Below are 14,769 nucleotides of genomic sequence, written 5' to 3' on the forward strand. Positions count from 1 at the left end.
GATCAGCCTGGCAAGCACGCACACCTCTTTTGCCAACGACCTTACAGTGAAAGATGATCATACTCTATTTGTTTCTTTAACTGATGTTGGTAAAATAGTGGAGGTTGATCTGAAAACAGGGAAGCTCACTGAAACAGCTGACCTGAAAGGCGCGAACGGTATTTGTTATGATAAAGCAGGCAAGCGCCTGTACACATGCAACTTCCTGTTCGATAATATACGGGGTGGCGAAATTGGCGTGATCAGCTGGCAGCAGGGCAAACCCTTATATGAAAAAGTGGGGAATATACGGGGCGGATTTGATGGCCTGGAAATGATTGACGGCCATACCCTGCTGGTTTCTGACTGGGGCGCGCTGGACCACCCGGCTGGTTTCCTGGAAAAAATTGACCTGCGCAGCAAAACTGCTACTAAGCTGGATTGGCCTGTGATAGCCGGCCCCGCCGATTTTTACCTGGATGTTAAAAACAAACGTGTATACGTTCCCGTTCTACCGGAATCAAAAGTGCTGATACACACATTATAATCTCAGGCCTGGCAGGTTTTTCAATGATCTGCCAGGGCTTAAAAAAAATAAACAATGCAAACACAACTGGAAAAGAATAAAGCGATCGTAACCCGCTTTAACAAAGCATTTATTGAGCAGGGCAACTTGCAGGCATTTGAAGAAATTGTAGCGCCGGATTTTATTAACCATACTGCCGCCAGTGTGAACCAGCCCAGCGGACGTGAAGGCGTGAGTAATTTTATAATGAATGTGCTGCGCGTAGCAGTAACGGATATACGGGTAGAGATCTATGACCAGGTAGCAGAAGGCGATACCGTAGTAACCCGCAAAGCTATCATCGGCAAACAGGTAGGCGATTTTATGGGCAAACCCGCTACCGGGCAGCAGATCACCATGAACATTATAGACATCATCCGCCTACGGAACGGGCAATACACCGAACACTGGTCTTTAAGGAATATTCAGTAAAAACGGCTAATAATTCCTACATTAACCCCATGAACCGCAAGTATTTCCTGTCCTCCTTAATCAGTACCGGCATAGGTATTCCTGCACTCAGTTATTTAGCACGTGCTGCAGCAATATTTAAAGCGCCTGTTCCTCCATTGATACCGCCTTATTTGAAACCAGGCGATACCATTGGCATTACCTGCCCGGCCGGTTCCATTACCCTGGAAGAGATACAACCGGCGGTACGCATTTTACAAAGCTGGGGTTTTAACATCCGTACCGGTACTACGGTAGGCAAGCGCGATTTTACTTTTGGCGGTACAGATGCAGAACGCCTGCAGGACCTGCAAGCAATGCTGGACGCCAGCGATATACAGGCTATTATGTGCGGCCGCGGAGGATATGGCTGCGCAAGGATCATAGATGCGCTGGACTTTACAAAGTTCACTGAACATCCTAAATGGGTGATAGGCTTTAGTGATATTACGGTGCTGCATAGCCATATAAACCGCCACTACGGCATTGCCACACTGCATTCCAAAATGTGTAACAGCTTTCCGGATGATCTGAATGCTTCGGATAAAGAAGTGCAGGACACCATCCTCTCTATTCAGCAGGCATTAACGGGAATGCCTATGCAGTATAGCGCAGCGGCAGATGCAAAGAACCGTACCGGCAATGCCAGCGGCATACTGGTAGGCGGTAACCTTTCTATGCTGCAAAGCATCTCCGGTACCGATTCAGAAATAGATACGATTGGTAAAATATTGTTCCTGGAAGATGCCGGTGAATACCTTTATAGCCTGGACCGTATGCTGGGTAACCTCCATCGCTCCCATAAGCTGGATAACCTGGCAGGGCTGATCATTGGCGGCTTTAACCGTATTAAACCGGACGATCCGGGTGAGGAGTTTGGCCGAACCGTTTATGACATGGTGCTGGAAAAAGTGAAAGCCCTTCCCTACCCTGTTTGTTTTAATTTCCCGGTAGGGCATCAAAGAAATAACTATGCCCTGAAATGCGGCGTGATGCATCAATTGAGCGTGCAGGCAGACAAAGTGGAGCTGACGGAAATGAGGTGATGTGCAGATATGCAAATATGCAAATATGCAAAGGTGCAAAGGTCCAATGCAGCGAATATGGGTTTGTCATCTGCACACCTGCATATTTGCACATCTGCACATTATTTAATCAGCATTGCCACAATAAACAATACCGCCAGCACATACATAACCGGGCTAATGGCTTTATACTGGCCGGTTAATATTTTCAGCAGCACGTAAGACAGCATACCAAATACAATCCCTTCTGCAATGCTGTAACTATAAGGCATCATTACTATAGCCAGAAAAGCGGGGATGGCTTCCGTTACATCATTAAAATCTATTTTAGTTACAGCGCTCATCATTAACATACCTACAATGATCAAAGCCGGTGCAGTAGCGGCCTGCGGTATCATGGCAAAGATGGGTGCAAAAAATAAAGCCAGCAGGAACATAATGGCTACCGTAAGCGCTGTTAAACCGGTACGCCCGCCGGCAGCAATACCACTGGCGCTTTCCACATAAGCGGTTACTACACTGGTGCCTAATAAACCCGCAGCAGTGGTGCCAACAGCATCGGCCAGCAAGGCCTGTTTAGCGCGGGGCAGGCGGCCCTGGCTATCCAGCAGGCCGGCTTTGTTACACAAACCTATTAAGGTGCCTACGGTATCAAACAGGTTCACCATCAGCAGCGTGAATAAGATCACGACCATATCCATGGTAAAAATGCGGTTAAACTCCAGCTTAAAAGCAATGGGCGCCAGGGATGGCGGCAAACCTATCAGCCTTCCGTTTGCGGGGAAATGGGTTAAGCCAAATGGAATACCCAATACAGTAGCCGCCAGTATGCCTATCAGCAAAGCAGCATTTACTTTACGGTACATCAGCACCGCGCTTACGATCAGCCCAGCTAAAGCAATGAATGGCCCAGCGCTGGTAATGTCGCCTATCTTCAGCACCACGCCTTCTAAACGCCCGTTGGTGGTATGATGCATACCTGTTTCAATAATGCCTGCATTAGCCATGCCTATTAAAGCGATCAGTAACCCAATCCCTACGGAGATAGCATGTTTCAGGTTTTCCGGTATGCTGTTAATAATAGCTTCGCGTATGCGGAACAGGGAGAGGGCGATGAAAATAAGTCCTTCCAGGAAAACGGCGGTTAGCGCAAACTGCCAGCTGTAGCCCATGCCGGCCACAATGGTATAGGCAAAAAAGGCATTCAGTCCCATACCGGGCGCCACGCCTATAGGCAATTTGGCGTACAGGGCCATTACCAGGGTGCCAATGGCGGCCGACAATGCCGTAGCAGTGATCAGCGCCTGGAAATCCATACCGGTACCTGATAAGATGCCGGGATTCACCGCCAGTATATAGGCCATGGTGGAGAAAGTGGTAAGCCCGGCCAGGATCTCCTTTTTTACCGTGGTCTGGTGTGCAGCAAGCTGAAAAAACTTTGACAACATGCAGTAAAAATAGGGAAAAGTAACGCTTTACTTTTCTCACCTATTTATCCTAATTTCATAAATATGACTGCAGGATGGAAAGTGATCAACGATTGGCTGGCTGCCAAAGAATTTAAGCCCTTTGCATTCCAGGAAGAAGCCTGGAAAGCTTACCAGCAGGGCAGATCAGGATTAGTAAATGCCCCTACCGGTTACGGTAAAACTTTCTCCCTGTTCCTGGGCGTGGTAATAGACTGGATCGACCGTCACCCCAAAACTTACCAGCAAAAAACAAAGAACGGCGTACAAATGTTATGGATAACGCCTTTGCGGGCGCTGGCCAAAGACATTGGGCGGGCTATGGAAGAGGTGCTGCAGGAGCTGAACATGCCCTGGCAGGTAGGTATTCGCAACGGCGATACGCCCACGGCTACACGGGCAAAGCAGAAAAAGCAGATGCCGGAGATCCTGATCATTACACCGGAAAGTATTCATGTGCTGATGGCGCAAAAAGAATATGCCGGCCTATTTTCCACGCTGCACACCGTAGTAGCCGATGAATGGCATGAGCTGCTGGGCAGCAAACGCGGTGTGATGGTAGAACTGGGCCTGAGCCGCCTGAAAGGTATTGTGCGTAAGGCCGGCAGGCCACCCCTGAAAGTATGGGGCATTTCAGCCACCATTGGTAATTTGCAGGAAGCAATGGAGGTGCTGCTGGGCCGCCCTGACCCCGATGCGGTGATCATTCGCGCACAGCTTAAAAAAGAAATTGCCCTGGAAAGCGTGCTGCCGGATGAAATTGAGAAATATCCCTGGGCCGGTCACCTGGGCATACGCATGCTGCCGAAAGCACTGCCCATTATCCTGGAAAGCCGCACCACGCTGATATTTACCAATACCCGCTCCCAATCTGAAATATGGTACCAGGAAATACTGCGCCAATGCCCGGACCTGGCAGGCGCCATTGCATTACACCATGGCTCTATTGATATGGAGCTGCGCACCTGGGTAGAGGAATCGCTGCACAGCGGTGTGCTGAAAGCCGTAGTATGCACGGCCAGCCTGGACCTGGGCGTAGACTTTCGCCCGGTAGATACCGTGATCCAGGTGGGCAGTCCCAAAGGCGTGGCCCGTTTTCTGCAAAGGGCCGGCCGTAGCGGCCACCAGCCGGGCGCTGTGAGTAAAATATTTTTCCTGCCCACACATTCACTTGAGCTGGTAGAAGCCGCTGCCCTGAAAGCCGCCATTGCAGAGGAGCTGGTGGAAAGCCGCATGCCCGTGATACTGGCCTATGATGTGCTGCTGCAATACCTGATGACCTTAGGTGTATCCGACGGTTTTTATGCAGATGAGATCTGGGAAGAGGTAACCGGTACTTTTTGTTACAGCCATATTACAACAGAAGACTGGCAATGGATCCTTTCCTTCCTCACTACCGGCGGCGAAGCTTTACAGAGCTACGACGAGTTCCGCAAGCTGGAACGCGAAGGTGACCTGTACATTTGCCGCAGCCGCATGATAGCCATGCGCCACCGCCTGCATATAGGCGTAATTGTGAGCGATGCCATGCTGAAAGTGAAGTTTATGAGCGGCGGTTATATTGGCATGATAGAAGAATGGTTTATTGCCCGCCTTACACCAGGCGATACTTTCAGCATCAGCGGTTACATCCTGGAATTTGTGATGATCAAAGATATGACGGTGCTGGTGCGCAAGTCCAAAGCCAAACGGGCCATTGTACCCAGCTGGGGTGGCGGCCGCATGCCCCTTTCCGCCAACCTGGGGGAAATATTACGCCGCACTTTTAACGAAGCGCTCTCCGGCGCCTCCCGTGAACCGGAGCTGCAAATACTGCAGCCGCTGTTTGATCTGCAGGAGCAACTATCCCACATCCCTTCCAGCAACCAGCTGCTGATAGAAAAGATCCAAACGGAAGATGGGTATCATCTTTTTGTATACCCTTTTGAAGGCCGCCTGGTGCATGAAGTAATGGCCGCTTTGCTGGCCTACCGCATCAGCCGCCTGCAGCCCATCACCTTTTCCATAGCTATGACGGATTATGGCTTTGAGCTGCTGAGCGATCAGCCTTTACCGCTGGATGAAGGCAATGTACATGAGCTGTTCTCACCGGAGAACCTGAGTCTTGACCTGCCGGCCAGTGTAAACTCAACAGAAATGGCCCGCCGAAAGTTCCGCGATATTGCAGTAATAGCAGGGCTGGTGTTCCAGGGGTATCCCGGTAAGCATAAGACCAGCAGGCATTTGCAGTCATCTTCTTCTTTACTGTTCAATGTGTTCAAAGATTATGATGCGCATAACCTGCTGCTGCGGCAGGCCTTTAACGAAGCCTTCTTTTACCAGATGGAAGAAGCCCGCCTGCGCGAAGCCATGGAGCGCATTTATAACAGCCATATTGTAATTACAGAACCTGCGCGGCTAACACCCTTCTGCTTCCCTATTAAGGTAGACAGCCTGCGGGAACAGCTGACGAGTGAAAAGCTGGAAGACCGGATAAAGAAAATGCTGAAACACGCGTGAGGGAGGAATGTGAATTAAATGCAGCGATTAAAATATCCGGAGCAATAATCTGCATGAATCAATCCGTAATTATTCATAGCCATCATTTATTTTCAATGACATTCCCCGCTTGGCGGGGCAGGCTACATCCCGCTTTGGCGGGATCGCATTTCGTAATTGACAATTCATAATTATCTTCGCGTTGTGGAAGAAGTGGTATTTAATTTTCAACAACAAACATGGCATTTATCAGCCGGAAAAGCCCTGTACTGGCTGGAAGAGAAGGCGCTGATCCTTTCTGATCTGCACCTGGGTAAATCGGCTCATTTTCGCAAGGCCGGTATTGCGGTGCCCGCAGGGCTTATACAGGAAGACCTGTACCGTTTGCAGCAGCTCATTACTCATTACCATCCGGAAAAGATCATTGTAGTGGGCGACCTGTTCCATAGCAGTGAGAATAACGATGTACAGTACTTTCGCCTGTGGCGGCAACAATTCCCGCACATCCGGTTTGAGCTGGTGAAAGGTAACCATGATATACTGGCAGCCGACCTGTATGCCAGCCTGCACATAACCGTGCATGATACCCTCACTTTGCAGAACATTCATTTCATACATGAACCGTGTGAATCGGAAGATGAGCATGGCCCCTATACTTTTTCCGGCCACCTGCACCCGGGTGTAGCCATTGCCGGTGGCGGGCGGCAGCGTTTACGCCTGCCCTGTTTTTATTTTGGTAAAAGCTGCGGCATACTTCCTGCTTTCGGGCGTTTTACCGGCCTGGCCATGCTGGCGCCGGAAACAGATGAAGTAGTGTTTGCCATAGCCAATAACAGCATATTTAAAATAACGGTAGCCTAATAGCCGGAACCGCATGCTTATAGCGTATGATCACATTTATGTACATCCTTTGCCGGAAGGCCACCGCTTTCCGATGGATAAGTATGAGCTGATCCCTTTACAATTATTAAGGGAAGGCGTGATCACACCCGCACATATTTTTGCCCCCGCTCCGCTGGATGAAGCCAGCATTCTGCTTACCCACGATGCAGCCTACTGGCATAAGCTCAAACATCAAACCCTTAGCGACCGGGAACAACGCCGCATAGGTTTTACACAATCGCCTGCGCTTACTCAGCGGGAGATCACTATTTGCCAGGGTACTATTGATTGTGCGCTGCATGCTTTACAGCACGGCGTTGCACTCAATGTAGCGGGCGGCACCCATCATGCCTATGCAGACCGTGGCGAAGGTTTTTGCCTGCTGAATGATTTTGCCATTGCCGCTAATTATCTGTTGCAGCAGAAAAGAATAAAGCAAGCGCTTATCATTGACCTGGATGTACACCAGGGAAACGGCTCTGCTGCGCTGTTTGCGGGTAAGGAGCAGGTATTCACCTTCAGCATGCATGGCGCGAGCAATTACCCTTTTCACAAAGAAGTTTCTGACTGGGATATTCCTTTGCAGGATGGTACAGATACCGGCACTTATTTACAGTTGCTGGAAAACGCATTGCCTGTACTCATTAACCGGGTGCAGCCCGACCTGGTATTTTATCTTTCCGGGGTAGATATCCTGGAAACCGATAAATTCGGAAAACTGAAAGTAACACCTCAAGGCTGCCGGCAGCGGGATGAGATGGTTTTCTCGTTCCTGCAACAACATGGCATTCCCTGCGCAGTGGCCATGGGCGGCGGTTATTCTACCAACATAAAGGATATTGTAAATGCACACTGCAATACCTTCAGGGCTGCAGCGGAGATCTATGATTAACGTTGCCTGTTCATAACAAAGCCACAACAAAATTATTATGCTGGCGTACTTCCTCTACTTGTAATGATTACAGGCTGGCATTATTTCATAGTCATTATACGCTACTATACTTCCTCTTACCTGTAACCGATCAAACAAAGGATGATAAAAAAGATGCCGCTCCGCTAGACAACGGACGGCATGATGGATCTCGGTTTTAGAATAACGGGGTAACAAAATGGGACTTATATTAATCAGCATCGTATATTATCCTATTTCATCTATCCTATTTCATCGGATGTAAGCACAGTTGGCCACATTATAGCAGACCAACAACTGTATAATATCAGCATTATACAAACCGCTGTACTTACAAGCAATAATTACTTTACTGACATTATCAAACAAATATCCTTATACGATCATCAATCTTTGATCTTCTTCTTCAGCAGGCTTACCTGGTCCTGTAAATGGCTCACCATATCTGCCAGGTGATTTACGCTCAAGCGGCTTTGCTGGCCTGTTTTGCTGATCACCGCATCGGATTGCCAAAGCTCCAGCACATCTTCATAACCTACTGAATAAGGTTCAAACTGCGGGTTGTCGGACACCAGGGTGATCTTGCCTTTTGAACGGTTGCTCTTCAGCAAACGTTTATACACGATCCCTTCCCGGTTGGTTACCACCACATAAGTTTCATTGTTCTTGATATCATCCCAGCCATCTACCTTATGGCACACAATTACGGAGCCGGATGGCGTAGGCAGCATGGAATCACCGGCTATTTCAAAAGCACGGTAGTTACCGGCGCCCAGCATTGGCAGCGTAAAGGTGTTCAGCTCTTCAATGAACTCATCATCGTTATACCCTGCCAGGTAACCTGCTGCCGCTTTTACCGGTACAAACTCAACCTGCTGCCGGCTATTCCCGAGCTTCTGCTGCCGTCGCTTTTCCAGGAAGTTCTCCTTCTGGGAACCAATGTCCCGCCGCAACAGATCATCAATAGATACCCGGAACATATCACTCACGAGCTCCAGCACCTCTGTGCGTGGTTCGGCCCGCTCCTCTTCATATGCTCCTAACAAGGAACGTTTAATTCCTAATTTATCAGCAAATTCCTGTTGGGTCCATCCCTTTTGCTTACGCAGGAATTTCAGATTTTGACACGCTATGGACATACCCCTAAATTATTTAGTACATTACTAACAAATTTAGCAATTAATTTTTGTAATTACCAAATATATTTCCGGATATTATTCCCAAGGCTTCACTTATTTTTGCCCCTGGAAAAAATACCAACTCAAAAAAACAATAACATTATGAATAGCACGCTGCTGATCATTCACTCCTTACTTAGATGGATCATCCTGTTAACCGGTATCTGGGCCTTTATCCGTGCGCTGCAGGGCATTAATGGTAAACCTTATGCTGCCGCTGACAATAAAGCCAGCCTGTTCTTTTCTATTAGCCTGGATATCCAGTTCCTGGTAGGGTTGATCATGTACTTTGTAACCAGCCCGCTGATGCAAACAGCCCGGGCCGATTTTGGCGCTGCTATGAAAGACGGCGTGTTACGCTTCTTTGCAGTAGAGCATACCTTTATGGCGTTTATAGCGCTGGTACTGGTACACATTGGCCGCTCCAAGGTAAAGAAGGCCGGCACCGATGCACAGAAACATAAATTTGCGTTGATATTCTTTGGGATTGCATTACTGCTGATACTGGCTCTGATCCCATGGCCTTTCCGGGCTGCGCTGGGCAGAGGATGGTTCTAATGTGCAGATGTGTAAATATGCAGATGTGCAAATGAATTACGCGGCAAAGCGTTTATTCATTTGCACATTTTTATTTAGCCCTGATCTTCATTATATAAGCGGAAAGAATAAATGTAAGGGAGGGCCGCCAGTATAGCGCCTACAAAAATGAGAATGAAAACCCCGGTAACTACCCCCAGGAAAAAGCCGGCTATAATGATCACGATACCCGTATATAACCATAAATTGCCGGTCATGATATGCGTTTTTTTCCACACCTCACTGCTTTTTAAGGTCCAGGGCGTTCGTACCCCCACAAAATAGTTGGGCTGCAGCTTTTTCAGGTAAAGGCCCAGTAAGGCGATCAGGAGCCCTACCCCTATAAAGGTCCAGCGTTCCATAACAAATGGCAGGCCCCGGCTTACCATAAATATGATGATACCGGTAAAAACAGCCAGGTAAATATGGATCATAAAGCGGATCTGGTAATAGGAATGCTGATCATGCGCCACTTGCTGCGGCAGCGCTCCTGCTTCATCCGTACCGGGCAGGTAACGGAATAGAAAGTATAAAAGCAGGTTGGTCAGGAATAAAAAGATCATCAACAAAAGGAAATCGGTTTTGCTGCCCACGCGCTGGGGCACGCCATTTACATCAAAATTACTGGGGAGCACCGCAGGCAATGTATTCCAGATAATGCCCAGGTAGGCCATAGGTAATAACAACAATAACAGGATCAATAACTCTTTAGGAACAGCCGTCTTTTGCATGGTAGAACGTATTTAAGTGTTTACCGATCAGCTTCCTCAATCCTTCACCCTCCTCACTATAAATATTACACCAATCAGGCCAAATATGTTTAGTTAATGAATTGCTAATTAAGTTAGTTTTACTAAAAATATTAGTACATTTGAGTATATGCTGAATGCCGAAGGCTAAACGCTGCTTAAGGCTTTAAGCGTTTAGCATTTAGCATTTAGCATTTGCCAGTGCATCAGGCCTTTCTTAAACGATAGGTTAATAAGCATTCAGCATTTAGCGTTTGGCGTTAAGCATTCAGCGGGCATCCGCATTAAGCACACAAGAAATGATCTCTTTACAGCAAAGATCTATAGCGCATTTTGACCTGGATTGTTTTTTTGTATCCGTAGAGGTGCAGAAGAACAGTACCCTAAAGGGCAAACCATTATTAGTAGGCGGGCATAGCGACCGGGCCGTGGTAGCTGCCTGCAGCTACGAAGCACGGCGGTTTGGCATACACTCCGCCATGCCTATGAAAACAGCCTTAAAGCTTTGCCCCCACGCTATTGTATTAAGCGGCGATATGGAAGCTTACAGTGAAAAATCAAAAGAGGTAACGGAGATCATTGCCAACAATGCGCCCCTGTATGAAAAATCCTCCATCGACGAATTTTACCTGGACCTTACCGGCATGGATAAATACTTTGGCTCCCTGCAATGGACCATTGAGCTGCGTGAAAAGATCATGAAAGAATCCGGGCTGCCCATTTCCCTGGGCATGGCCTCTAACAAAATGGTATCCAAGGTGGCCACTAATGAAGCCAAACCGAACGGGAAAATGCAGGTGCTTTTTGGCGGGGAAAAAGCCTTCCTGGCGCCTATGCCGGTAGAAAAGCTGCCTATGGTAGGCAAAGAAACCGCCGCTCAGCTGCACCGGCGCGGCGTGGAAAATGTAAAAACTCTGAGTGAAATACCCATTCCCCTGCTGGAGGCCTGGCTGGGCAAAAACGGTATTGCCCTCTGGAATAAAGCCAATGGCATTGATGAATCGCCGGTGATCCCTTACCATGAACAAAAATCTATTTCTACAGAAAATACTTTCCGGGCCGATACCATTGACATGCAATTCCTGCATGCAGAGCTGGTGCGCATGACCGAGAAAATAGCCTTTGAGCTGCGCCAACAGGATAAGCTCACCGGCTGCGTAACTATTAAGATCCGTTACTCCGATTTTGAAACGGTTACCAAACAAATGACCATCCCCTACACCTGCAGCGATCATATTTTGCTGGAAAAAGTAAAAGAGCTGTTCCAGCGCCTGTACGACCGCCGCCTGCTGGTACGCCTGATAGGCATACGTTTCAGCCACCTGGTACAGGGCAATTACCAGATCAGCTTATTTGATGATACGCAGGAAATGATTGCCTTATACCAGGCCATCGATCATATCAAAAACCGTTTTGGATGGCAATATTTAATGAAAGGCACCAATGTGGCAGCACCCGGTAAAAAAACAGATAGCCATCTGCGAAATATAATGCCCTATCAAAAACGCTGAGCATGTACCTGAATTGTAAAACCTATTTCAGCCTGCGCTATGGCACCATTACCACCAGAGACCTTGTAACCACCGCCCGCAACATGGGTATTACCAGCCTGGCCCTTACCAACATTAACATGACTGCCGATGTATGGACCTTTGTAAAAGAATGCCATGCAAAAGATATAAAACCCATTATTGGCCTGGAATGCAGGAATACGCATACCTTCAAATACATTCTGCTGGCCCGCGATATGGAAGGCTGGTTCCATATTAACCGCTTTTTATCTGAGCACCTGCAAAACGAAATGCCTTTTCCCGACCGGGCGCCGGTTTTGCCCGGTACCTTTGTTATATATGCCTGGGGCGCTTGTGCACCGGACCAGCTGGCCGCACATGAGCTGCTAGGCATACGCCCCCGTGAAGTGAATAAGCTATTCAGGGTAGATACGCTGAAGTATAAGCATAAGCTGGTGATCTTACACCCCGTTACTTTCCAGGATGCGGAACATTATGAGCTGCACCGTGTGCTGCGGGCAGTAGATCAGAACATTCTCATCAGCCAGCTGCCCTCCGCTACTACTGCCTTACCCGACGAATGCTGGTTATTGCCGGCCGACCTGCTGGAGCACTATGAACAATACCCGCACATAGTACAGAACACGCTGCAGATCATGGAAGCCTGCGAGCTGCATTTTGATTTTAAAGTGCAGCGTAATAAAAAATATTTGTACGGCAGCGCAGCCGCAGACCGGGATAAGCTGCGGGAGCTGGCTTATGAAGGCATGCTTGACCGGTATGGCGCTGATAATGCAGAGGCAAAATACCGTATTGAAAAAGAGCTGAAGATCATAGAAGATCAGAATTTTAATGCTTACTTCCTGATCACCCATGATATTATCAGCTATGCACAAAGCCGGGGATTTTTTTATGTAGGCCGGGGCAGCGGCGCCAATTCCATTATTGCCTATTGCCTGCGCATTACAGATGTAGATCCCATTGCGCTGAACCTGTACTTTGAACGTTTCTTAAATCCATACCGCAGTTCGCCCCCGGATTTTGATATTGATTTTTCCTGGCGCGACCGCGATGAGGTGATCAAACATGTATTTAAAACACACGGTGGCGAATACACGGCGTTGTTAGGCACCGTAGCTACCTTCCAGGAAAATGCTATTATCCGCGAGCTGGGTAAAGTATACGGCCTGCCTAAAAAGGAGATAGACCGCATACTGGATACCCCTTTTGAGCTTAAGCTGGATGAAGATAGCATACAGCAAAAAATACTGGGCTTCTGCAGTCTTATGACCAAAGAAGGTAAAGCATTTCCCAACCACCTGAGCATACATGCCGGCGGCATCCTTATCAGCGATGCGCCTATCCATCAATACTGCGCCACTCATTTGCCACCCAAAGGATTTTGTACCGCACAAATGGATATGCTGCAGGCAGAAGCCATTGGCCTGTATAAGTTTGATATACTAAGCCAGCGCGGGCTGGGGCACATACGCGATTCGCTGGATATTATTAAGGCCAATAAAGGTGTAGATATAGATATACATGCCATTAAAGATTTTACTGCGGATGAAAATGTAAAAAAGCAACTGCGAACAGTAAATACCATTGGCTGCTTTTACATAGAATCTCCGGGCATGCGGCAGCTGCTGAAAAAGCTGGAATGTGATGATTATTTAACCCTGGTGGCAGCCAGCTCTATTATACGCCCGGGTGTAGCGCAATCCGGTATGATGCGGCAGTATGTGGAGAATTTCAGGAATAAGGATAAGGTCACTTACCTGCACCCTGTTATTGAAGAGGTGCTGTCGGAAACCTTTGGTATTATGGTGTACCAGGAAGATGTAATTAAGCTGATACATGCCTATGCCGATATGGACCTGGCAGATGCCGACATTATACGCCGCAGTATGGCCGGTAAGTACCGCGGGCCGGATGCCTTTTTGAAATTGCAGGAGCAGTTCTTTTCCAACAGCGCACGGATGAACCGCCCTATAGACGTAACAAAAGAGCTATGGCGGCAAATAGCCAGCTTTACCAGCTTTTCATTTTCCAAAGCGCATTCCGCCACCTATGCAGTGGAAAGCTACCAAAGCCTGTTCCTGAAAACTTATTTTCCTGCGGAGTTTATGGTAGCGGTGATCAATAACTTTGGCGGCTTTTATAACCGGGAGCTGTATTTCCGGGAGCTGCAAAAAACCGGTGTAACTATTCATGCGCCCTGCATTAATAACAGCAGCTACCCTACCCGCATTGCAGGTGAAGAGGTATATACCGGCTTTATTCATGTAGAAGGGCTGGAAGAAGCCTGGATAAACCGCATGCTGGCAGAACGGAGCCAATACGGGCCTTATGCCAGCCTGGATGATTTTACGGAACGTATGCAGCCCCCGCCAGAACAGCTGGATATACTGATACGGATAGGCGCCTTTAACTTTACCGGCTACACGAAAAAAGAGCTGTTATGGAAAAGCAGCCTGCTGCTAAGGAGCAAAGACCCGAACGCAGATCATGTATTACCCCTGTTCTATGAGCCGGCGCCGGATTGCAAGCTGCCGCAGCTGACTTACCATGCACACGAAGATGCTTTTGATGAGATAGCGCTGCTGGGATTTCCGCTGTGCTCCCCCTTCAGCGTGCTGGAACATGATCAAAGCCAGTATGTGACCGTGCGGGAAATGACTGAAAGGCTGGGAGAAACCGTGCGGGCGCTGGGCTACCTGGTAACTACCAAACATATTAATACCTCCCAGGGTGCGCCTATGTGCTTTGGGACCTTTTTAGACCGGGAGCAGGCCTTCCTGGATACCGTACATTTCCCCGAAAGCTTCCGGCAGTATCCCCTGCAGAAGAGCGGTTTTTATATATTGGAGGGGCGGGTTACCAAGGAATACGATGTTATATTGCTGGAAATCAGTTATATGCGGAAAATTGGGTATTTTGAGGATAAAAATTTTTTAACCAGACAAAAAGCCGTAAATTTGTGACAAATGACGTTGGGGC

General features: G+C 48.1%; 12 protein-coding genes. 9 read left to right on the forward strand and 3 right to left on the reverse strand.

The window, feature by feature from the left end; all coding sequences use genetic code 11:
• The 3 genes from VIM87_RS17880 to VIM87_RS17890 form a co-directional block, all read left to right on the forward strand.
• The coding region (locus VIM87_RS17880; RefSeq protein WP_331998319.1) for a hypothetical protein at positions 1-526 on the forward strand (526 nt) is incomplete at its 5' end.
• Positions 527-580: 54 nt separating this feature from the next.
• A complete protein-coding gene (locus VIM87_RS17885) occupies positions 581-976 on the forward strand; it encodes an ester cyclase (protein WP_331998320.1) in 396 nt (131 codons plus the stop codon).
• Between the two features lie 29 nt (positions 977-1,005).
• Positions 1,006-2,040, forward strand: a complete 1,035-nt coding sequence (locus VIM87_RS17890; RefSeq protein WP_331998321.1) for an LD-carboxypeptidase — start codon at positions 1,006-1,008, stop codon at positions 2,038-2,040.
• A 101-nt stretch (positions 2,041-2,141) separates the two neighbouring features.
• On the opposite strand, the gene VIM87_RS17895 is transcribed toward VIM87_RS17890, so the two are convergent.
• Positions 2,142-3,467, reverse strand: a complete 1,326-nt coding sequence (locus VIM87_RS17895; protein ID WP_331998322.1) for an NCS2 family permease — start codon at positions 3,465-3,467, stop codon at positions 2,142-2,144.
• A 63-nt stretch (positions 3,468-3,530) separates the two neighbouring features.
• On the opposite strand from VIM87_RS17895, the gene VIM87_RS17900 reads away from it, so the two are divergent.
• From VIM87_RS17900 to VIM87_RS17910, 3 genes are all read left to right on the forward strand, one after another.
• A complete protein-coding gene (locus tag VIM87_RS17900; protein WP_331998323.1) occupies positions 3,531-5,984 on the forward strand; it encodes a ligase-associated DNA damage response DEXH box helicase in 2,454 nt (817 codons plus the stop codon).
• Positions 5,985-6,167: 183 nt separating this feature from the next.
• Positions 6,168-6,824 carry a ligase-associated DNA damage response endonuclease PdeM gene (gene pdeM / locus VIM87_RS17905; protein WP_331998324.1) on the forward strand — a complete coding sequence of 219 codons (657 nt, stop codon included), beginning with the start codon at positions 6,168-6,170 and terminating at the stop codon, positions 6,822-6,824.
• 13 nt (positions 6,825-6,837) lie between these two features.
• Positions 6,838-7,737 (forward strand): histone deacetylase, encoded by a 900-nt coding sequence (locus VIM87_RS17910; protein WP_331998325.1) that lies wholly within the window; start codon positions 6,838-6,840, stop codon positions 7,735-7,737.
• 404 nt (positions 7,738-8,141) lie between these two features.
• Here the strand turns inward: VIM87_RS17910 and VIM87_RS17915 are convergent, their stop codons facing one another.
• Positions 8,142-8,894: an XRE family transcriptional regulator gene (locus tag VIM87_RS17915; protein WP_089917635.1), complete on the reverse strand. Its 753-nt coding sequence runs from the start codon at positions 8,892-8,894 to the stop codon at positions 8,142-8,144.
• Between the two features lie 141 nt (positions 8,895-9,035).
• On the opposite strand from VIM87_RS17915, the gene VIM87_RS17920 reads away from it, so the two are divergent.
• Positions 9,036-9,491, forward strand: coding sequence for a hypothetical protein (locus VIM87_RS17920; RefSeq protein ID WP_331998326.1), 456 nt, complete (start codon positions 9,036-9,038; stop codon positions 9,489-9,491).
• 74 nt (positions 9,492-9,565) lie between these two features.
• Here VIM87_RS17920 and VIM87_RS17925 read toward each other — a convergent pair whose 3' ends face one another.
• Positions 9,566-10,240: an SdpI family protein gene (locus VIM87_RS17925; protein ID WP_331998327.1), complete on the reverse strand. Its 675-nt coding sequence runs from the start codon at positions 10,238-10,240 to the stop codon at positions 9,566-9,568.
• A gap of 317 nt (positions 10,241-10,557) precedes the next feature.
• On the opposite strand from VIM87_RS17925, the gene dinB reads away from it, so the two are divergent.
• On the forward strand, positions 10,558-11,769 hold the full coding sequence (gene dinB / locus VIM87_RS17930; RefSeq protein WP_331998328.1) for a DNA polymerase IV: 1,212 nt from the start codon (positions 10,558-10,560) through the stop codon (positions 11,767-11,769).
• A gap of 2 nt (positions 11,770-11,771) precedes the next feature.
• The gene (locus VIM87_RS17935) at positions 11,772-14,753 is read left to right on the forward strand and encodes a DNA polymerase III subunit alpha (protein ID WP_331998329.1); all 2,982 of its coding nucleotides are present in this window, start codon (positions 11,772-11,774) and stop codon (positions 14,751-14,753) included.
• The last annotated feature ends 16 nt before the right edge of the window (positions 14,754-14,769 follow it).

Origin of the sequence: Chitinophaga sp. (genome assembly GCF_036569125.1) — a bacterium.
GTDB lineage: Bacteria > Bacteroidota > Bacteroidia > Chitinophagales > Chitinophagaceae > Chitinophaga.